The sequence below is a fragment of the Ameyamaea chiangmaiensis genome (assembly GCF_013376175.1).
Classification (GTDB): Bacteria; Pseudomonadota; Alphaproteobacteria; order Acetobacterales; family Acetobacteraceae; genus Ameyamaea; species Ameyamaea chiangmaiensis.
Map to the genome: position 1 here is coordinate 1 of NZ_JABXXR010000001.1, position 20703 is coordinate 20703.

Genomic DNA, 20703 nt, shown 5'->3' on the forward strand with positions numbered 1-20703 from the left:
GCCGTGCTGGGCATCGGCACCTCCGCCGGCAATGTCGTGCAGGGCGCCCAGCATCAGGCCGCCACCCGGCAGTGCCCGATCGATCGCCTCGATCCCGAAGGGCAGCACGGTACGGCGCGGGTCGTGCGTGCGGCCTTCCAGCCGACGGATTCGGTCACGGAGCTGTTCGAGGGCGGGCGTGGCGGCGGACATGGCGGCGGGCGGGCTCGCAGACAGATGGAGTATGTTCGTGTTTTGTTCCTTTGTTAGGGGGTTAGTCAAGGGGTTTGCGCCCGCCTCAGTCGAGACGGACGGAGGGACGTACGAAGCTTTCCAGCCAGTCGACGAACCATGCCAGCAGGCCACGGGCCACACCGAAGACCGCGAACTGGTGCTGGCGATAGAGCATAATGTGGCCCAGCCGCGCCGACAGTCCGCGCAGCCAGCCGCCGCCGAACACCGCGCCGCCGGGGAATGCGCCCCAGCCGTTATAGTCGCCCAGCGCCACCACGGCGCCGCGGTTGCGGAACCGGAAGGGCGGAATGGCCTTGCCCTCGATCCAGGCGGGGAAATGGCGGATCAGATGCAGCGCCTGCTGGCGGGCGGCCTGGGCGGTGGGCGCCACCGGATCGTCGGTGATACAGGCGCAGTCCCCCACCGCGAAGATGGACGCATCGGCGCGGCTTTGCAGGTTGGGGGCCACCTCGATCTGGCCGGTACGGCTGAGTGTCAGGTCGCCCATACGGGTGGTTACCTCCGGCGCCTTGACCCCTGCCGCCCAGACCCGCAGCGTTGCCCGCACGCGGCTGCCGTCCTTCAGGATCAGCCCTTCGGCGTCCGCGCCGCTGACCTGTGAGCCTGTGCGCACCGTGACGCCGATGGCCTGGAGTTCCTTGACGGCGGCGGCCGAGACACTTTCGGGAAAGGCCGGCAGGATCCGGGGACCGGCCTCGAGCAAGGTGATGTTCAGCGGCGGGGGTGTGCGTCCGAAGCTGTACAGGGCAACCAGATCGAGTGCCTTGTGCAGTTCGGCGGCAAGCTGCGTGCCGGTCGCGCCGCCCCCCACGATGGCGATGTCCAGCCCCTGAGCGTTGCCGAAAGCACGAAGCTGCTCGGCCCGGAAGCGGTCGTTGAAGGCGCGTGCCTCGACCAGATTGTCGATGAACAGACAGTGTTCGGCGACTCCGGGCGTGCCGAAATCGTTGGCGCGACTGCCGATGGCCAGAATCATCGCGTCGTAGTCCAGGGTCCGTTCGCCCAGCACCTGTGCGCCATCGGGGCTGGTGATCGGTGCGAGGGTCAGACGCTTGGCCGTGCGGTCCAGGGCCTGGATTTCGCCGGGCCAGAACTCGAAATGATGGCGGCTGGCCTGAGACAGAAAGCTGATTCGGTCGTTGGGATTGCGCGCCGTGCCTGCGGCGAAACAGTGCAGGATAGGTTTCCACACATGCGCGAAACTCTTGTCGACCAGCGTAACGGATGCCCGGCCGGTGCGCCCCAGGCTTTCGCCAAGGCGTGTGGCCAGCGCCATTCCTGCCACGCCCCCGCCCACAATCACGATGCGCACTGGCTTGTCGCTATTGGTCATGGAGTGGTTGTCTCCCGTTTCAGTCACGCGCGACCGGCGCCCTCGGGGAGCGTCGAATCAAGGGACGCGGATAGTAGGACTAAATTTGTCCACATTGTAAGGGGGCCATGCGTGCGGGGCTGACGGGGTGTGATCGCGCTATTGCCCAATGCCGGGGTATGGCGTCAGATAGGCCGCAAGAGCAAAAAAAGGAGGAAACGATGGCGGAAGCCCTTGTTCTGGAAGCCAAAGGAAAACTGGCTCTTCGCGATATTCCGGTCGATCTGGCCGTGGGGCCTGACGATGTTCGGGTGCGTATTCACACCGTCGGCATCTGCGGCAGCGACGTCCACTATTACACGCATGGGCGGATCGGCCCGTTCGTGGTGCGCGAACCCATGATTCTCGGGCACGAGGCGGCGGGTGTGGTCGAGGCGGTGGGTGAGCACGTCACGACGCTGAAAGTCGGCGACCGGGTGTGCATGGAGCCGGGCATACCCGACCCGAACTCCCGTGCGTCCCGTCTTGGACTGTACAATGTCGACCCGGCTGTGCGCTTCTGGGCCACGCCCCCGGTGCACGGGTGCCTCACTCCGCTGGTCGTCCATCCGGCAGCCTTCACCTTTCGACTGCCGGATCAGGTGAGCTTTGCCGAAGGGGCGATGGTCGAGCCTTTCGCCGTGGGCGTGCAGGCTGCGGTGAAGGGGCGGGTGTCCATCGGGGATGTGTGCGTGGTCACCGGGTGTGGGCCGATCGGCCTGATGACGGCACTGGCCGCGCTGGCGAATGGAGCCAGCAAGGTCATCGTGTCCGATGTGGCGGCGCCGAAGCTGGAGATCGCGGCCCGATATGCCAACATCGTACCGGTCAACCTGACCGAGACGACACTGGCCGAAACCGTCCGCCGCGAATGCGGTGCCGACTGGGGCGCGGACGTGGTGTTCGAGGCCAGTGGCAACGCCCGCGCCTATGACGACGCGCTGGGCGCGGTACGTCCGGGGGGAACCCTGGTGCTGGTCGGCATGCCGATCGACAAGGTGCCGTTCGATATTGTCGCCGCCCAGGCAAAGGAGATCACGATCGAGACGGTATTTCGCTACGCCAATGTCTATGACCGTGCCATCGCCGCCATCGCGTCGGGCCGTGCCGATCTCAAGCCTCTGGTATCGGTCACGTACGACCTGAAGGACGGTATCGAAGCCTTCGATCGTGCCGTGGAGGCGCGTCCGTCGGACGTCAAGATCCAGATTCGCTTGTGATCTGTTCGTACGATGTCTCGTAATAAAGTATTGAGAAGACTGGAAAGGTCCGGAATGCAGAAGACGGTTTCAAGCCGCTACACGCTCTCGCGTCGCGGTATCATGGGGTTGACGGCATCGGCTGTTGCGACGCGGTTCATATCGTCGGCAAGCGCGGCTTCGCCGCAACCGCCAAGCGTCGTCAGCGTGCCGCCGCGGGAATGGGGGCCGGGCAGTCCGCCCGTGATGTATCCCGATCCCGACATTATCGTTCTCGATGATCGCTTCAAACCTTATCTGCTGGGCATTACGCAGCTTCGTCGGGTGTGGGACAAGGGGCTCTGGCTTGAAGGACCGGCCTGGTCCGAGCAGGGCAATTACCTTGTCTTCAGCGATGTCCATGCCAATCGGCAGTATCGCTATCTGTGGGAGACAGGTGCGGTCACCGTTCTCAATGGCGATTCCGGCAACAGCAATGGGAATGCCTTCGATTTCGAAGGACGCCAGATCATCCAGCAGGATCTTTATCGCCGGATCATACGGCGCGAGCATAACGGCGTGTATCGCGTGCTGGCGGACAGTTTCGATGGAAAGCCCCTCAATTCGCCCAACGACATGGCGGTTCATCCCGACGGCAGCGTCTGGTTCACCGACCCCACATATGGCGACACGCTGTCGGAAGGCCATCCCGACGCCGCGGGCGGACCGACCAATCCCGGTGGTCGGCTCAATCCGCTGATCGGGCAGGACCAACCGACGCTGATTGCGAACCAGAAGCGCGAATTGCCATCAAACTGTTACCGGATCGATAAATCCGGTCGTATCGATCTTGTGATTTCCGGGGCTGACGTGCCGGATCCGAACGGCATCGCGTTCTCGCCGGATTATCGCACCCTGTATGTCGCCAGTACCACCAAGGGCCCCGGAACGGACGGTCCGGGCGGTCAGTCCGTCATATACGCCTTCGACGTCGAAGGCACGAAGGTCACGCACCGGCGTGTTTTCCACGACATGGTGATCGAGGGGGTGAAGTGCCCGCCCGACGGTTTCAAGGTCGATGTCGACGGCAATCTGTGGTGCGGTGTCAGCGGCCCGCTGGGCTATCGCGGTGTGGTTGTGATTTCGCCCGACGCAAAGGTTCTGGGGCGCATCCGGCTGCCGCAACTGTGCGCGAACCTGACATTCGCCGGACCCAAGCGGAATATGCTGATGATGATGTGCGGGCAGTCGATCTATACGCTTCAGGTTCAGACGCAGGGGGCCGCTCCGAGCTGAAGACGGACGGCGCCGGGCCCCGCACGACGTTATGGTGCGAGGCCCGGGACCGGCGGTATCAGGCCGATTTGCTGAGCGTGGCGTGCCTTTCATCAACGACGTAGGGACCACCGGCGAGGATCTGGAGTGCCAGTAAGGCCATAGTGCCGGCTTCGCGCGCGCCCAGCGGCAACGTCGCGTTACCATTCGTCCAGCGGCACAGCGCCGCCTCGCGAATATCCCAGCCGGACAGCGTGTCGCTCGTGACGTGCGCGTCCAGCACGGTCGAGTGATTGGCGTCAAACAGGGTGATGTCACCAACCAGAACGCCCAAGGTGCGGCGATCGTCGACGAAGGGGCCGATCGCATCGCAGGGCCGGGACGCGTTGGAGCGGATATGGACGCTCTGGACGCCGGGTGGGATCATGAAGATCAGACGGCCCTCCTGTTCCCGGACGGGGCGCAGTATCTTGCCGTTCGCCGTTACGAGATGCACGTTGCGTTCGGTGGTCAGCGCCATCTCTGGCTCTTTTACGTCAAAATCGAGTGCCCGGGCGCGTGCCAGAATTGTGTTATAGAGTGGTTCGACGACGGCGCGGTCGACGCACAGCGGGGCGGCCGCGTCCGCAAGCCACGTTCGCGGTGTCCGGGGTGTCGCCCGTCCGGCGATCGTCACCACATTTCCATACTGGGTGAACTGGCCGCGATTTCCGGTGTCGAGATAGGTTTCGGTCATTGCGCCATCCGCGACGATGATGGAATGCTGTTCCGTCTCGATATGAAAATAGTCATACGACAGAATGGTGCGGTCGTAGGCGATGGACGAGCCATTGATCAGGAGGCGGGCTGGGACAAACCGGCCATTGAAGAAGAGGCAGTGTTCCGGCGTTACCAGAAGGTCCTTGTTGGGGACGCCGTCCGCAAGGGCGTTTTGGCGAATCCTGACGGGATAGCCGGCCTGATCGTCGGGTTTGTCTGTCTGGACGACGGTGTGCGCGGTGCCACTCCAGATAACGTCGCGCAGTTCGGTTCCGCGATCGGTATAGGCAATGATCTTGGAACCCTTTTCCAGGGTTTCGATCGCGACAGGCCCCTGAGGCGTGTCTATGAGCGTGCCTGCCAGGAAGCAGACCCCGATATAGGTGTTGGTGCCGTCATACGTAATGCTCAGCGGATTGTTCGTCGAACTGTTGACCGTGTTATAGGTCCCGTTTGCAAGGGTAACGCCGGACGCGAGGTTGACGGAATAGGTCGCGACCGTCGCATTGCCGCTGCCACCATAGAGTGTGATGGTCTTTGCCGTTGACGTTCCGCTGACCGTATAACCGGTAATGCCGGCCGTCGTGTTCTGTAGTTCGATGGTGTCCAGCGACGGGTTGTAGTTGTTCAGTGTGACGTTCGAGCCGCTGCTGGAGAGAAGGTTCAGAACGCTTCCACCTGCATTGAGCACCAGCGTCCCGCCACCGCTGGTAAAATTGATGGTCGTCCCCTGAAGGATGCTGATCAGGTTCGTCCCGGAGCTGTAGGTGCCTCCATACCCGATATTGATGGTCGAGCCGGACAGCGCACCCGCGAGCAGGCCGCCCGTGAAAGATGCTGCTCCGCCATAGACATTCACGGTTATGGCCGCTGCCGCCTGAATGGCTACGTCGATGGACGTGGTGCCGCCGATATACAGTGTTGGCGCGGTCGCGAGGGCCAGAAGGATGTTGATACTGCCTGTCGAGCCCGGAACAGACACATAGGTCCCCCCAAGCACGCTGGCCAGACTGCCGACGCTGTCGGAGCCGGTAACGATGTGTTCGGAGAGCACGCTGTGCGGAACGCCGGTCACCGTCGTCGTAGGTGCGCCGGCCTGGGTGATGGTGACGGTGCTGATACCGAGAAAGGCGTCGGAGACCGTGTACGTCACGCCGTTGGCTGGATTCGTGTAGGTGCTGGCCATAGGAAATTCACCTCAATGATAATCAGGGAAATTGTTAAATCCGGCGATACGAAATATCTAACACAATAGTTAAAGTCATGTTCTGGTGGTTTAAGGCAACATAAAATTTACCATAGCGCAGATTATCACGTATATGTGATAATTGGCCCTATATTTGTATTTTTATGTTTGTTTTGTAAAAAATTGTGTAATTTCTATTAATAATAGAATATTAAAAATAATAATTTTCAAATCGAGACTATAATGGGAATAATTTTTTTTGTGAGAAATTACCAAAAGTATACTTTTTGTGCTGATACCCCCCCCTCCAAAAACATTGTGTGATTAGGGGCTTTGATCGATAGAAAAAATACTCATACGCGCACAGGACGCCCTTCCGGAGCCTCTGTTCACTTCGCAACGACCGCATCGGATATATGTGGGACCGAATCACGAACCCGTTCCTCGGCCCCTGTGTCTGTGTCCGCTGGAAGGCATCTTCGGACTGCGACGTCAGTGGACGGGTCGACCACGCCTGTCGCATCCTCACCGACGCGGCGATGTTGGGACTGCGTCAACCCGACCGGAAGCTGCCGCGACCGGCAGCGCGAGGGAGGCTGTTGCCCGCGTATACCCCTTGGGGGTATATTGTAGCACTTCACTTCGGGATGATCGGGTATGCCGCGTCAGATCACACTGCCGATTGAGGGTATGACATGCGCCGCGTGCGCCACGCGGCTGGAAAAAGTACTCGGCCGCCTTGAGGCGGTTGAGGCCAGCGTCAACTTCGCCGCCCGCCGCGCACGCATCGAGCTTGCGGACGACGGCGCGGCGGCCTCGACCGGCGCGGTGCTTCAGGCCGTGTCGCGTGCCGGCTTTGCGGTCCCGGAAACGCAGATCGATCTGGCCGTCAGCGGTATGACCTGCGCGTCTTGTGCCGCCCGGATCGAGAAAAGCCTCAACCGCATGCCCGGCGTGCGGGCGGCGGTGAACAGCGCGCGGGGGCGCGCCCACGTCGCGTGGCCGCACGGGGCGACAGATGCAGCGTCGATCGTGGCGCGTATCCGTGCGCTCGGCTTCGATGCCCAGCCGGTTGCCGCCCAAGGCCGATCGGCGCAGGACGGCAACCGCAGAGCCGATCGCCGGTCGCGTTTTCGTCTATCGCTGGCCGTCGCCATGTCCGTGCCGTTGCTGCTGAACATGCTCGCAATGCTTTCGACAGGTCATGACCTTCTGTCCCGCCAGGTGCAGCTTGGGCTGGCGACGGTCGTGCAGACATGGTGCGCGTGGCCCTACTACCGCAACGCCTGGAACGCGGTGCGCACGGGTGGGGCGAACATGGACGTGCTGGTGGCGCTTGGCACCTCCATCGCGTTCGGGTTCAGCGTTGTCGTAACCCTGCTCGGCCTTGCCCAGCCGGTCTATTTTGAGGCGAGCGCCATAATCGTGACGCTGGTGACCCTCGGGCGATGGCTCGAATCCCGGGCGCGCCGCCGCGCGGGTGACGGTATCCGCCTGTTGCTCGACCGCGCGCCGCGTGTCGCGCATCGCCTGGACGCGGGGCAGGTTGTCGACGTGCCGGCCGAGCGGGTGTGCGTGGGTGACGTGTTGCTGGTGCGCCCGGGTGATGTCTTTCCGGTCGATGGGGTCATCGTGGAGGGCACGACCGATGTCGACCTGTCGATGTTGACGGGAGAGAGTGTGCCGGTAACGCGCGGACCGGACAGCGAGGTATTCGCTGCGACGGTAAACCGCACGGGTGCGGTGCGGATGCGCGCGACATCTGTCGGGTCCGACACGGCGCTGGCCCGCATCATCCGGATGGTCGAGGCCGCCGAAGGAACCAAGGCGTCGGTCCAGCGCCTCGCCGACCGCGTGTCGGCGATCTTCGTGCCCGTCATCGTCGCGCTGGCCCTCCTGACGGCCACGGCCGATGTCATACTGGGGTTCGGGCCGGTGAGTGCCATGGTGAACGCGGTCTCGGTCCTGGTCATCGCCTGCCCCTGTGCGCTGGGCCTGGCAACGCCCGCCGCCCTGATGGTCGGCGTGGGACGGGCGGCGCAGGTCGGTATCCTGTTCCGCGATGCCGGTGCCCTTGAACGGGCGGCGGGGCTGACGACGATCGCGTTCGATAAAACCGGAACGCTCACGCGCGGTGCGGTGCGGGTCGTGGAGGCCGTGCCGGTGGGCGAGGGGACGGTGGCCGGCCTCCTGGACATTGCCGCGGCCATCGAACAGGGGACGGATCATCCGGTGGCCGTGGCGATCCGCGCGGCCGCCGGAGGTAGCTCCGGGGTGAGCGGGACGACCGCCCGGGATATCGTGGTCCTGCCCGGCATTGGTGTAACGGGCCGTATCGGCGGCGCGGCTGTCCTGATCGCAGCCCCTCGGGCCGCGCGCGAGAAGGCTGCCGCCCTTGATGAAACGCTGATCAGCACGTGGGAGACGGCGGGCCGGACGGTCGTGTGCGTGCTGCGTGAGGGCGTGGTCGTCGGATATATTGCTCTGGCCGACGAAATCAGGCCGGAGGCACGGGAGGTGATCGACACGCTGCGTCGGCAGGGCCTTCGCACGGTGATGATGACCGGCGACAACGCCCGCGCCGCCGCGCGTGTCGGGTCAGACCTTGGTCTGGACAGCGTACGGGCGGAGATGGCACCGCCGGACAAGGCCCATCTGCTGGAGGTACTGCGGCGCGACGGCGGAGCGCAGGCGCGCGTTGGCATGGTGGGTGACGGCATCAACGATGCGCCGGCGCTGGCCGCGGCCGATGTCGGATTTGCGATCGGCGCCGGGACCGATATCGCGATCGAGGCCGCCGATGTCGTGCTGATGCGCAGTGACCTGACCGGGGTAACGGACGCGTTGTCCCTGTCGCGCGCCAGCCTGCGCTGCATCCGGCAGAACCTGTTTTTCGCGTTTGCCTACAACCTGCTGGGTGTGCCGCTGGCAGCGACGGGCATGCTCAGCCCGATGGTCGCGGCGGGGGCGATGGCGCTCAGTTCGGTGTCGGTCGTCGGCAATGCGCTGCTTCTCGGACGCTGGCGGCCACCCGTGTCGCCGGCGTCCTGAAGCACCGGACCGTCAGAGGGCGGCGATGCCGGTCAATTCGACCTTCCAGTCGGGGTGCGCCAGCAGGGCCTGCACCGTCGCCCGCGCGGGCTTGTTGTCGCGATCCAGCCACGCGTCCCATGCGCGGTTCATGGCGGTGATGTCGCCGATATCGGCGAGGAAGATCTGAACCGAGATCAGCCGGGACTTGTCGGTACCAGCCTCGGCCAGAAGGGCGTCCACCTGCCGCAGGATGTCGGCCATCTGCCCTTCGGCGTCCAGCGAGGCGTCATCGGCGACCTGCCCCGCGAGATAGACCAGTCCGTTGTGCACGACAGCGCCGGTGAGGCGGTCTTCGGGGGCAAGGCGAGTGAGGGTCATGACGGCTCCGTTGTGTTGTCGGGTGGCGTCCGCCGCCACCGGGCCGCCGTTCGTAGCGGAAATCGCCGATGGACGGCACCCTCTCCGGCTGCCGCGGTCTTGACGCATCTGAACACGGCTTCCATTCCCTGAAGGCACACTCACACGGAACAAGAGCAGCATCATGACACAGGCGATTGCAGCAGAGGTCAGCGGCCTTCTTCGGGGATTGGGCATCGCCGAACGCCATTTTATCGGCGGCGATCTGGCTGTCGCGTCGCCCATCACGGGCGAGACCATCGCAACCGTGCCGCAGGGCGCGGCGGCGGACGTGACGGACGTGGTCGCCCGCGCGCAGACGGCCTTTACGGCGTGGCGGCGTGTTCCGGCACCCCGCCGTGGCGAACTGGTGCGCCTGCTGGGCGAGGAACTGCGCGCGCACAAGGATGTGCTGGGCCGTCTGGTCTCGCTCGAGGTCGGGAAGGTCGTGTCCGAAGGTCTGGGCGAAGTACAGGAGATGATCGACATCTGCGACTTCGCCGTGGGCCTGTCCCGCCAACTGTATGGCCTGACCATCCAGTCCGAGCGCCCCGACCACCGCCTGACCGAGCAATGGCACCCCGCCGGTGTCGTGGGCATTATCTCGGCTTTCAATTTTCCGGTCGCCGTGTGGGCGTGGAATGCCGCGCTGGCGCTGGTGTGCGGGGACACGATTATCTGGAAACCATCGGAAAAGGCACCGCTGACGGCCTTGGCGACGCACGCGCTTCTGGAACGCGCGCTGGCGCGTTTTGGTGCCGCACCAGAGGGGCTGGCTCAGGTGCTGATGGGTGGGCGTGAGGTGGGCGGGGCGCTGGTGGACGACGCGCGCGTGGCCATTGTTTCGGCAACTGGCTCGACCCGCATGGGGCGCGATGTGGCGCAGCGCGTGGCCGCGCGTTTCGGTCGGTCGATCCTTGAACTCGGCGGTAACAACGCTTCGATCGTCACGCCGTCGGCGGATCTGGACCTGACCCTGCGCGCCGTCGCGTTCGGTGCGATGGGCACGGCCGGGCAGCGTTGCACGACGCTGCGGCGCCTGATGGTGCATGAAAGCGTCTACGATGTGCTGGTTCCGAAACTTGTCCGGGTTTACCAGACGATTTCGGTCGGAAGTCCGATCGCGGGCCATGCGCTGGTGGGCCCCCTGATCGACAGGGCGTCGTTCGAGGCGATGCAGGATGCCCTTGCGGCCGCGCGCGAGGCCGGTGGCATCGTCCATGGTGGCGAGCGCGTGGACGTGAACGGGGACGCCTCGTTCTATGCGCGTCCGGCTCTGGTGGAAATGCCCGGACAGGTCGGTCCAGTCGTGGACGAGACGTTCGCCCCGATCCTCTATGTGATGAAATATGCGACGCTGGCGGACGCCATCGCGTTGCAGAACGGCGTGCCGCAGGGGCTGTCATCGTCGATCTTCGCCACCGACCTGCGCGAGGTCGAGCAGTTCCTGTCCGCTGCCGGGTCGGATTGCGGTATCGCCAACGTGAACATGGGCCCCTCGGGCGCCGAGATCGGGGGGGCGTTCGGGGGCGAGAAAGAGACCGGCGGCGGCCGGGAGTCCGGTTCGGACGCATGGCGCGGATACATGCGGCGGCAGACGAACGCCATCAACTATGGCCGTTCGCTGCCGCTCGCGCAGGGTGTAACCTTCGACGTGGGCTAAGCGCCCGCGTCGGTGCGACGTCGCCGATCAGGCGCCGGTTTCGACCAGTACCAGCTCCGCGTCGTCCTGCGCGGTTATGCGCAGGGTGGTGACCCCGCCGATCGCCGCGCCGTCGCGCGGGTTGAGCGTGTCCGGTGCGGCCGTCGCGTCCGCATCGGCGATCGTTACACGCCCCTTGGCGGAGACGAGGTAGCCCTGGCGCCCGTCGAGGCGATGTTCGATCGTCTGACCCGCCTTTAGCGTGGCCCCGAGCACACGGCCGTCCGCGCGGATAGACAGCGCGCCCTCGTCTTCGGCATAGCCCGATGCGAGGGTAATGAACTGCCCGGCGCGCGCGTCGCGCGGGAAGGGACGCGATCCCCAGGTCGGTGCGCCGCCACGCTCGCGTGGCAGGATCCAGATCTGGAACAGGTCGGTAGGCGTGGATTCGCGATTATATTCGCTGTGCACGATACCGCTGCCAGCCGACATCACCTGCACGTCCCCGGCCTCGGTCCGGCCGCGGTTGCCCAGACTGTCCTCGTGCGTCACGGCGCCTTCGCGGACATAGGTGATGATTTCCATGTCGCGATGCGGGTGGGACGGAAAGCCTGCGCCCGGTGCGATACGGTCGTCGTTCCACACGCGCAGGTCGCCCCAGTGCACGCGATCGGGATCGTGATAGGACGCGAACGAAAAGTGGTGATGGGCATCGAGCCAGCCGTGATTCGCGGCACCGAGGCTCGCAAAGGGTCTGATATCGATCATCTGTCGTCTCCTACCGGTCGGGCACTGGCCCCCGGTTCTGTTTACGAACCCAGAAATAGCGCTCGACCGGACGCATAGAAATGGCAATGATGGAAAGACAACGATGCCGGATGTTTCATGAATCGACTGCCTGACCTCGAAGCCTGGGCCATATTCGCCAAGGTGGTGGAGACCCGGTCCTTCGCGCAGGCGGCCGAGGCCCTGCGCCTGTCCAAGCCCACGGTCTCCAAGGCCATCACGCGCCTGGAACAGCGCCTGGGCGTCGCGCTGCTCAATCGTACCTCGCGCAAACTGGCGCTGACCGAGGCAGGGCGCGGGGCTGTGGACCGCGCGGCGCGGCTTCTGGCCGAAGGGGAGCTGATCGAGGCCGAGATTCAGGACCGGGCACCGGTGCCGGCGGGCCGCGTGCGCGTATCGGCGCCCATGTCGTTCGGCCTGATGCATCTGGCGCCGATCCTGCCGGACTTCATGGCGGCCTATCCCGCTGTCGAGATCGAGGTCGATTTCAATGACGCCGTCGTCGATCTCGTCGGTGGCGGCTACGATCTGGCGCTGCGGATCGGGACGTTGGCCACGTCGTCGCTGCGGGCACGGCGACTGTGTGCGGTCCGGCTTCTGGTGGTCGCTTCGCCCCAGAACCTGCATCGGTTCGGTCAGCCGGCGCATCCGCGCGATCTGGAGAACCGTCCAGGCCTTGTCTATACCGGCGTCGCGTCACCCGGGACCGTGCGTTTGACCGGCCCCGGCGACGACAGCTATCAGGTCACCCTGTCGGGCGGGTTGCGGTCCAACAATGCGGAGGCGTTCCTCCCGGCGCTGAGGGCCGGTTGCGGGATTGCCCTGATGCCCGAGTTCATGATCTGGCGCGAACTGCGCGACGGGGTTCTGGAACATGTGCTGCCCGACTGGGGGGCGGCGCCGATCGCGCTCCATCTGGTGACGCCGCCCGGCGCGCTGCGCCCGGCCCGGGTGTCGGTCCTGATGGAGTATCTGCGTTCGCGTCTTTCGTCCGCGCCCTGGGCGATCGACCATGATCCCCGTCAGGACGTGTAACACCAGCCCAGAAGGCGGTCGAGCATGGCGTTGATGGTCGTGCACAGCGCGTCGGCCTTGGCCGGTGACACCGGCCAGGGCGCGTTCTCGGAGGCGAGATATGTCGTCTGGGCAAGTTCGAGCTGGATCGCGTGGATGCCGCGTTCCGGTTGGCCGTAGTGACGTGTGGTGTAACCGCCCTTGAAGCGGCCGTTATACACATGGCTGTAGCCTGACGCGGCCGCCACCTGTCGCACCGCATCGGCAAGCGAGGCCGCGCACGACGCGCCGTCATGGGTGCCGATGTTCAGGTCGGGCAGGACGCCTTCGAACAGGCGCGGGATTTCCGAACGGATCGAATGGGCGTCCCACAGGATCGCGGTGCCGAACTGGGCGCGCAGGCGATCGAGTTCCTGCGTGATCGCGTCGTGATAGGGACGCCAGTAGGACGCCACCCGCGCCGCCGTCTCGTCCGGACCCGGTGCCTCGCCATCGCGATAGATCGGGTCTCCGTCGAAGGTCAGATGCGGGACGAGGCCCGTGACGGGGAGGCCGGGATACAGGACGCCGTCATCCGCGCCGCGATTGAGATCGACGACATAGCGGGAATGAGTCGCCCGCAGCACGCCGATCCCGCGCGCCGCCGCACCGTCGTACAGCGCCTCCATCCACCAGTCGGTATCCACGCAAGCCTGGCCGATCGAGCCGAAGCGATCGAGGATGTCGCGGGGCACGTGCCGCCCCGCATGCGGAATGGTGACCAGAACCGGCGTCGTGCCGGGGTTGAGCGTGAAAAGGGCTGGATCCATGGTGGTCTTCTGTCCCGTGTTCGCTGGTCAGTCGTCGAGGAGCGCGGTGACCACGTGCGCGAAGGCGCGCAGGGCGTCCGCACGCATCGGATGCTCGCCGTCGCGCACGCGCCAGGTGCCGTGGCACATCACATCGCGGATTGGCAGCCGACTGGTGGCAAACAGCGCGCTGTCGAACCGTGTGCTGGCCTGACGGGCGGGTATCGGCAGGTGCTCCGTGTCCAGCACGCACAGATCGGCACGCGCCCCCGTCCGCACCCCCCACAGCGGCAATCCGCAGGCCTGCGCGCCCCCCTGCGTGGCCGATTGCCATAAGTAAGTGCCAACGGAGCCGAGGGCGTCGTCCGGCAGGCTGATGCAGCGCTGCTGATGCCACAGGCGCTGGCCGTATTCCAGCAGGCGCAGTTCCTCGCCCGGCGAGATCTGGATATTGCTGTCGGATCCGATGCCGAACGTGCCACGCTCTTTCAGAAACGGCGAGAGCGGAAAGACCCCGTCACCAAGATTGGCTTCGGTGATCGGACACAGCCCCGCAACAGCGCCGCTGTGCGCCAGACGCGTCGTCTCCTGTGCTGTCATGTGCGTGGCATGTACCAGGCACCAGTTACGCCCGACATCGACGGATTCCAGAAGACAGGCGACGGGTGTCTGTCCTGTCGCCGCTACGCACTGGTCGATTTCGGCCTGTTGTTCGGCGATGTGGATGTGAAAGGGGCGGTCCGCCGCCTGTGCCGACAGGGCACGGATCGCGGCGATATCGGCGGCGCGCAGGGAATGGGCCGCATAGCCGGTCAGAATGCGGCCCGGTGCGTAGCGCTGCCGGTCGATGCGGGTGACGAGGTCGTCGATGAACGCCGGATCGGACGCAAAGCGACGTTGCGGCTCCGCCAGCGGCGTGGCACCAAACCCCGCGTGGGTGTACAGCGTCGGCAGCAATGTCAGTCCAATGCCGGTGTCACGCGCGGCGATAGCCAGTTGCTGGGCCATCTCGGCCGGATCGGTATAGGCGTTTCCCTGCGGATCGCGGTGCAGATAGTGAAATTCGGCGACATGCGTGTAACCGGCGCAAAGCATCTCGGTATAGAGCGCGCGGGCGATGGCCTGAAGCTGTTCGGGGGTGACGCGCAGGGCAAGCCGATACATCAGTTGCCGCCACGTCCAGAAACTGTCGCGCGGCTGCAGACGCGCTTCGGCGAGGCCGGCCATGGCGCGCTGAAACGCGTGCGAGTGCAGGTTGGGCATCGCCGGCACCACGAGGGGCGCACGCCAGTCCGCATTCTCGGGCGTTGCGTCCGGTGTGACGGAGGCGAAGTGACCCTGTGCATCGACCTCCAGCCGCACGTTCGCCCGCCATCCGTCCGGCAGCAGGGCGTGCTCGGCAAAACCGGTGCTAGGCAGGGTCATGCTGCGGATCTCCGTCTGGCCATCGCAGCGATCCTACAGGCTTTGACACAGTTGTATATACCATTCATTGTCGCGCACGTCTGACGGGAGAGCGGGAATGTGGGACCGGTTGTGGATCGGGATCAACGCGGCGACGATGGATATCGACAGGGACGCCGGTCCCTACGGTCTGATTGACGACGCGGCCATCGGCGTTCGCGACGGTCGCATCGTCTGGGTGGGCGCGCGCGCCGATCTGTCCGGTCGTCCCGGGGCACTGGCCCGACAGGTGATCGACGGCGACGGCGCTCTTGTGACGCCGGGGTTGATCGACGCGCACACGCATATCGTGTTCGCCGGTGATCGCAGCGGCGAGTTCGAGCGGCGACTCAATGGCGAACGCTATGCCGATATCGCGCGCGAGGGCGGCGGCATTCTCGCAACCGTACGTGCGACGCGCGCTGCCGACGAGGCCGCGTTGCTGGCGTCCGCGCTTGGTCGCGCGCGGCGAATGATCGCGGCCGGAACGACGACGATCGAGATCAAGTCCGGATATGGCCTGACGGAGGCTGGCGAGATCAAGATGCTCCGCGTGGCGCGCGCGATCGAAACCGCGTTGCCGGTCAGGGTGCGGACGAGTTTCCTGGCTGCCCATGCGCTGCCGCCGGAATATGCGGGGCGGCCGGACGCGTATGTCGATCACATCTGTGAGGACATGCTGCCGGCGGTGGTGGCGGAGGGCCTTGTCGACGCCGTGGATGCCTTCTGCGAGGGGATTGCCTTTTCGCCCGATCAGGTCAGTCGAGTCTTCGAGGCCGCCCGGTCGGCCGGCCGGCCCGTGCGTCTGCATGCCGACCAGATGTCCGATCGGAACGGGGGCGCGCTGGCCGCCGCGTTCGGCGCCTTGTCGGCGGACCATATCGAGTATCTGAACGAAGGCGGCGTCGCAGCGATGGCCGCCGCCGGGACGGTGGCGATGCTGCTGCCCGGTGCGTTCTACTTTATCGGCGAAACGATGCAGCCGCCCGTGGCACAGTTGCGGGCGGCCGGCGTGCCGATCGGCCTAGCGACGGACTGCAATCCGGGAACATCGCCGATGACGTCGCTGACGGCGGTGATGAACATGGGCTGCACGCTGTTTCGTCTGACGCCGGCCGAGGCGTTGTCGGCAACGACCCGGGTCGCCGCCAAGGCCCTGGGGATGGTGGGGGAGGTGGGATGTCTGCGGGCGGGACTGCATGCCGATCTGGCGTTCTGGGCGGTCAGTGGACCACAGGAACTGTCCTACTGGATCGGGGGGGTGATGCCTTCCGGTCGCGTGTTTGCCGGGGTGCCCGATGATGCCGTCTGATCGCCGGTTCGCGACTGATCCCTCCACGGTCCGTCCCGTGGCTCGCTATGAGCAGGTCAAGCGTTACATCACCGACCGGATCGCCGATGGCGTCTGGCATGAAGGCGACCGGCTCCCGTCGGAAATGGATCTGGTCGATGCGCTCGGCGTCTCCCGCATGACGGTCAACCGGGCCTTGCGGGAGTTGACCGGCGAAGGGGTGATCACACGGGCCCAGGGGGTGGGCAGCTTCGTCGCCCCCGCGGCACCGCGCGCCGAGCTTCTGGAACTGCATGATATCGCCGACGAGATCACGCGGAGCGGGCACACGCATCGCGCGCGTGTCCTGATGGTGTCGAGCGTCCGCGCCGACATGGCGCTGGCCGCCGCATTCGACGTGCGGCCGGGGACGAAGCTGTTTCATTCCGTCATCGTGCATGACGAGGACGAGACCCCGCTTCAGGTGGAGGAACGCTACGTCGCGCCGCATTTTCTGCCCGATTATCTCGACCTCGATCTGGCGACAGTCCCACCCCACCGGCATCTGAGCCGCGCCGCCCCGGCCGAACAGATCGAGCATGTGATTTTTGCCGTCACGCCGTGCGAGCGCCTGCGGGCATGGCTTGATCTGCCGACACCGGAGCCGTGTCTGCAGCTTATGCGGCGCACATGGGTAAACGGACGCGTGGTGATGCGGGGGACGTTTACCTCCCCCGGAAGCCGGTACAGCATCGGCGGCCGCTACATCCCGTAACGACCGCGTATCGGCTTGACAGGTCGGGCGAGCCGCGCTTACCGAATTTGTATAGACAGGAACAGGCAGGCGCCGCACCGCGCAGGCCCTGCGGAGATATCCCGATGACCGTGATGCCGACCTCACCCGATCGCCATGCCAATGCGCGCGTGGTTCGCGCCGCGACCGGCGCGACCCTGACCGCGCGTAACTGGCAGTCCGAAGCGGCCCTGCGCATGCTGATGAACAATCTCGATCCCGAGGTGGCGGAAAATCCGTCCGAGCTGGTGGTGTATGGCGGCATCGGTCGCGCGGCGCGTAACTGGGCCTGTTTCGATGCCATCGTGGAGGCGCTGTCGAGGCTTGAAGGCGACCAGACCCTGCTGGTGCAGTCGGGCAAGCCGGTGGGCGTGTTCCGCACGCACGAGAACGCGCCGAGGGTCCTGATCGCCAATTCCAATCTGGTGCCGCACTGGGCCAACTGGGACGTATTCAACGAACTCGATCGTCGTGGCCTGATGATGTACGGACAGATGACCGCCGGTTCTTGGATCTATATCGGCAGTCAGGGCATCGTTCAGGGCACATACGAGACGTTCGTCGAAATGGGACGTCAGGCCTATGGCGGCGATCTTTCGGGGCGGTGGATCCTGACGGGCGGTCTCGGCGGCATGAGCGGCGCGCAGCCGCTGGCCGCCGTGATGGCCGGCGCATCCATGCTGGCGGTGGAATGCCAGCCGAGCCGGATCGAGAAACGTCTTGAAACCGGCTATCTCGATCGCAAGGCGTCCTCGCTGGACGAGGCGCTGGAGATGATCGCCGACGCGTGCGCGCGCCGGCAGCCCGTGTCGGTCGGGCTGCTGGGCAACGCGGCGGAGGTGTTCCCGGAACTGGTGCGGCGGGGCGTGCGGCCGGACGCGGTGACGGACCAGACGTCGGCGCATGATCCGCTGAACGGTTATCTGCCCGCCGGATGGACGCTGGAACAGGCCGAGCGCATGCGTGTCACCGACCCGGCGGCGGTGGAAAAGGCAGCGAAGGAATCGATGCGGCTCCAGGTCGAGGCGATGGTCGCCTTTCACGCTGCGGGCGTGCCGACCTTCGACTATGGCAACAATATTCGTCAGATGGCGCAGGAAGCGGGCGCGCGCGACGCATTCTCGTTTCCCGGCTTTGTGCCCGCCTATATTCGCCCGCTGTTCTGCCGGGGCATCGGACCGTTCCGCTGGGCAGCCCTCTCCGGCGACCCGGACGATATCTTCAGGACCGACCAGAAGGTCAAGGAACTGCTGCCCGACGACCAGCATCTGCACAACTGGCTTGATATGGCGCGCGACAAAATCCGGTTTCAGGGGCTGCCGTCGCGGATCTGCTGGGTCGGGCTCGGCGATCGGCATCGCCTTGGCCTTGCGTTCAATGAAATGGTTGCGCGTGGTGAGGTTAAGGCGCCGATCGTGATCGGCCGCGACCATCTCGACAGTGGTTCCGTCGCCAGCCCGAACCGCGAGACCGAGGCCATGCGCGACGGCAGCGATGCCGTGTCCGACTGGCCGCTGCTCAATGCGCTGCTGAACACGGCGTCGGGTGCCACCTGGGTGTCGCTGCATCACGGCGGCGGCGTCGGCATGGGCTTTTCGCAGCATGCCGGGATGGTGATCGTCGCCGACGGCACGCAGGACGCCGCACGGCGGCTGGAGCGCGTGTTGTGGAACGATCCGGCGACGGGGGTGATGCGTCACGCCGACGCGGGATACGACAGTGCCGTGGCCTGTGCGCGGGAAAAAGGGCTCGATCTTCCCATGGTCGGACAGGTATCCGTACGATGAGCGATCCGGAACAGACGATGACGGCGCAGACGATCCGGCTCGACCCCGGCGCGCTGACGCTGGACGACATCCGCGTCGTCGTGGCCGCGCGTCCACGGATCGAGATCGGCGCACCAACGTGGGCGTTGCTGGACGAGACCGCGCGGTCGGTCGATCGCATCGTTGCGCGGGGGGAGCCGGTGTATGGTGTGAACACCGGCTTTGGAAAACTCGCCAAGACGCGCATTGCCGATGACAATCTGCGCGTTTTGCAGCGCAATCTGGTGCTCAGCCACGCGGCCGGGATCGGCGCGCCGATGGCCGAGCGGGTCGTGCGCCTGATGATGCTGTTGAAGGCCAACGGTCTGGCGCGCGGTTTCTCCGGCGTGCGGCCGGACGTGGTTCGGCTGTTGATCGAGATGCTCAATCGTGGCGTGACGCCGGTCGTGCCGGAGAAGGGATCGGTCGGAGCATCGGGCGATCTGGCGCCACTGGCACACCTCAGTGCCGTGATGATCGGCGAGGGCGAGGCCTTCGTGGACGGCAATCGCCTGTCCGGTGGTCACGCCCTGCGCGCGGTCGGTCTGGCGCCGGTCGAACTGGGCCCCAAGGAGGGGCTGGCTCTGCTCAACGGCACGCAGGCGTCCACGGCGCTGGCATTGGTGGCCCTGCTGGATGCGGAGGGGCTCTTTCACTCCGCACTGGTGACAGGGGGGCTGACCCTTGATGCGGCGCGCGGTACGGATGCGCCGTTTGATCCGCGTCTGCATGCGCTGAGGGGACAGAAAGGCCAGATCGCCTGTGCGGCGGTCTATCGTGCCCTGATGGAGGGGTCGGCGATCCGTGCCTCCCATCGTCACGAGGATGAGCGCGTGCAGGATCCGTACTGCCTGCGGTGCCAGCCACAGGTCATGGGTGCGTGTCTGGACTCGCTGCGCCATGCTGCATCGGTTCTTCTGATCGAAGCGAACGCGGTGTCGGATAATCCGATCCATTTCGCACAGACCGACGAGATGATATCGGGCGGCAATTTCCATGCCGAGCCGGTGGCGATTGCAGCCGACCTGATGGCGATCGCGGTCTCGGAGATCGGGGCCATCGCGGAGCGGCGGCTTGCCTTGCTGGTGGACGCGCAGATGAGCGGTCTCCCCCCATTCCTGGTCCATGACAGCGGCCTGAATTCGGGGTTCATGATCGCGCAGGTGACGGCGGCGGCCCTGGCGTCGGAAAACAAGACCCTGGCGCATCCCGCCAGCATCGACAGTCTGCCGACATCGGCAAACCAGGAAGATCACGTCAGCATGGCGACCTTTGCCGCCCGGCGCGTACATGACATCAACGACAACGTGCGGACGATCATCGCGATCGAATATCTCGCCGCGGTGCAGGGGCTGGATTTTCTCGCCCCCCTGACGACGTCGGCGCCTCTGGCCGATGCGGCCACTGCCTTGCGCGCGGTCGTGCCGTTTTATGCGCGCGACCGTGTGTTCACTCCCGACATCGAAGCCGCCCGAGCCCTGGTGGCGGCCGGCGCATTGCCGCGCGCCGTGTTCCCCGTGGCATTGCCGAGGGTCGTCTGACCAGGCGGTGCGGACTGCGGGCCTCGCGACCTGTGGGAGCGGGGGCCGTCGGGATGGCGGCGCTTGATCGGCGTGTGCGCAGAACGCGAGGGTGTCGTTCAGACGAATATGATGCACCCACAGGATGTGCGGCTTTGCGGCGTGACGGAAGTGGGGGTGGTTAACCTTAGGCTGTCACGTGATAAGAACATGATGTTTACCATTTTCGT

At 65.2% G+C, this 20703-nt stretch carries 15 protein-coding genes and 1 pseudogene; 9 read left to right on the plus strand and 7 right to left on the minus strand.

Features of this window, described 5'->3' with window-relative positions:
• Both HUK82_RS00005 and HUK82_RS00010 read right to left on the minus strand, forming a co-directional pair.
• Positions 1-192: pseudogene (locus tag HUK82_RS00005) on the minus strand (damage-inducible protein); the annotation flags it as partial.
• A gap of 85 nt (positions 193-277) precedes the next feature.
• Complete coding sequence (locus tag HUK82_RS00010) at positions 278-1567, minus strand: NAD(P)/FAD-dependent oxidoreductase (protein ID WP_176611976.1); 1290 nt, start codon at positions 1565-1567, stop codon at positions 278-280.
• A gap of 200 nt (positions 1568-1767) precedes the next feature.
• Here HUK82_RS00010 and HUK82_RS00015 point away from each other — a divergent pair, with 200 nt between their 5' ends.
• Together HUK82_RS00015 and HUK82_RS00020 are read left to right on the plus strand one after the other, a co-directional pair.
• Positions 1768-2805, plus strand: coding sequence for an NAD(P)-dependent alcohol dehydrogenase (locus HUK82_RS00015; protein WP_176611977.1), 1038 nt, complete (start codon positions 1768-1770; stop codon positions 2803-2805).
• Positions 2806-2859: 54 nt separating this feature from the next.
• The gene (locus HUK82_RS00020) at positions 2860-4059 is read left to right on the plus strand and encodes an SMP-30/gluconolactonase/LRE family protein (protein WP_176611978.1); all 1200 of its coding nucleotides are present in this window, start codon (positions 2860-2862) and stop codon (positions 4057-4059) included.
• A 58-nt stretch (positions 4060-4117) separates the two neighbouring features.
• Here HUK82_RS00020 and HUK82_RS00025 read toward each other — a convergent pair whose 3' ends face one another.
• Positions 4118-5983: a Hint domain-containing protein gene (locus tag HUK82_RS00025; protein ID WP_176611979.1), complete on the minus strand. Its 1866-nt coding sequence runs from the start codon at positions 5981-5983 to the stop codon at positions 4118-4120.
• A 657-nt stretch (positions 5984-6640) separates the two neighbouring features.
• On the opposite strand from HUK82_RS00025, the gene HUK82_RS00030 reads away from it, so the two are divergent.
• Positions 6641-9034 carry a heavy metal translocating P-type ATPase gene (locus HUK82_RS00030; protein ID WP_176611980.1) on the plus strand — a complete coding sequence of 798 codons (2394 nt, stop codon included), beginning with the start codon at positions 6641-6643 and terminating at the stop codon, positions 9032-9034.
• A gap of 12 nt (positions 9035-9046) precedes the next feature.
• Here the strand turns inward: HUK82_RS00030 and HUK82_RS00035 are convergent, their stop codons facing one another.
• The gene (locus HUK82_RS00035) at positions 9047-9394 is read right to left on the minus strand and encodes a RidA family protein (protein WP_176611981.1); all 348 of its coding nucleotides are present in this window, start codon (positions 9392-9394) and stop codon (positions 9047-9049) included.
• Between the two features lie 163 nt (positions 9395-9557).
• On the opposite strand from HUK82_RS00035, the gene amaB reads away from it, so the two are divergent.
• Positions 9558-11075 carry an L-piperidine-6-carboxylate dehydrogenase gene (amaB, locus tag HUK82_RS00040; RefSeq protein WP_176611982.1) on the plus strand — a complete coding sequence of 506 codons (1518 nt, stop codon included), beginning with the start codon at positions 9558-9560 and terminating at the stop codon, positions 11073-11075.
• 27 nt (positions 11076-11102) lie between these two features.
• Here amaB and HUK82_RS00045 read toward each other — a convergent pair whose 3' ends face one another.
• The gene (locus HUK82_RS00045) at positions 11103-11822 is read right to left on the minus strand and encodes a pirin family protein (protein ID WP_176611983.1); all 720 of its coding nucleotides are present in this window, start codon (positions 11820-11822) and stop codon (positions 11103-11105) included.
• Positions 11823-11939: 117 nt separating this feature from the next.
• Between HUK82_RS00045 and HUK82_RS00050 the strand changes: the two genes are divergently transcribed.
• Entirely contained in the window at positions 11940-12875 is a 936-nt protein-coding gene (locus tag HUK82_RS00050) for a LysR family transcriptional regulator (RefSeq protein WP_176611984.1), read from the plus strand.
• On the opposite strand, the gene hutG is transcribed toward HUK82_RS00050, so the two are convergent.
• Both hutG and HUK82_RS00060 read right to left on the minus strand, forming a co-directional pair.
• Positions 12863-13663: an N-formylglutamate deformylase gene (gene hutG / locus HUK82_RS00055; protein WP_176611985.1), complete on the minus strand. Its 801-nt coding sequence runs from the start codon at positions 13661-13663 to the stop codon at positions 12863-12865. The genes HUK82_RS00050 and hutG overlap by 13 nt on opposite strands.
• Before the next feature lie 27 nt (positions 13664-13690).
• A complete protein-coding gene (locus HUK82_RS00060) occupies positions 13691-15067 on the minus strand; it encodes a formimidoylglutamate deiminase (RefSeq protein ID WP_176611986.1) in 1377 nt (458 codons plus the stop codon).
• A 97-nt stretch (positions 15068-15164) separates the two neighbouring features.
• Here HUK82_RS00060 and hutI point away from each other — a divergent pair, with 97 nt between their 5' ends.
• The 4 genes from hutI (at position 15165) to hutH (ending at position 20494) form a co-directional block, all read left to right on the plus strand.
• On the plus strand, positions 15165-16397 hold the full coding sequence (gene hutI / locus HUK82_RS00065) for an imidazolonepropionase (protein WP_176611987.1): 1233 nt from the start codon (positions 15165-15167) through the stop codon (positions 16395-16397).
• A complete protein-coding gene (hutC, locus tag HUK82_RS00070; protein WP_246495466.1) occupies positions 16384-17130 on the plus strand; it encodes a histidine utilization repressor in 747 nt (248 codons plus the stop codon). Before hutI ends, hutC begins: the two co-directional genes overlap by 14 nt.
• A gap of 113 nt (positions 17131-17243) precedes the next feature.
• Positions 17244-18935 (plus strand): urocanate hydratase, encoded by a 1692-nt coding sequence (gene hutU / locus HUK82_RS00075; RefSeq protein WP_176612060.1) that lies wholly within the window; start codon positions 17244-17246, stop codon positions 18933-18935.
• Positions 18936-18952: 17 nt separating this feature from the next.
• On the plus strand, positions 18953-20494 hold the full coding sequence (gene hutH, locus HUK82_RS00080) for a histidine ammonia-lyase (RefSeq protein ID WP_176612061.1): 1542 nt from the start codon (positions 18953-18955) through the stop codon (positions 20492-20494).
• Positions 20495-20703: the final 209 nt, after the last annotated feature.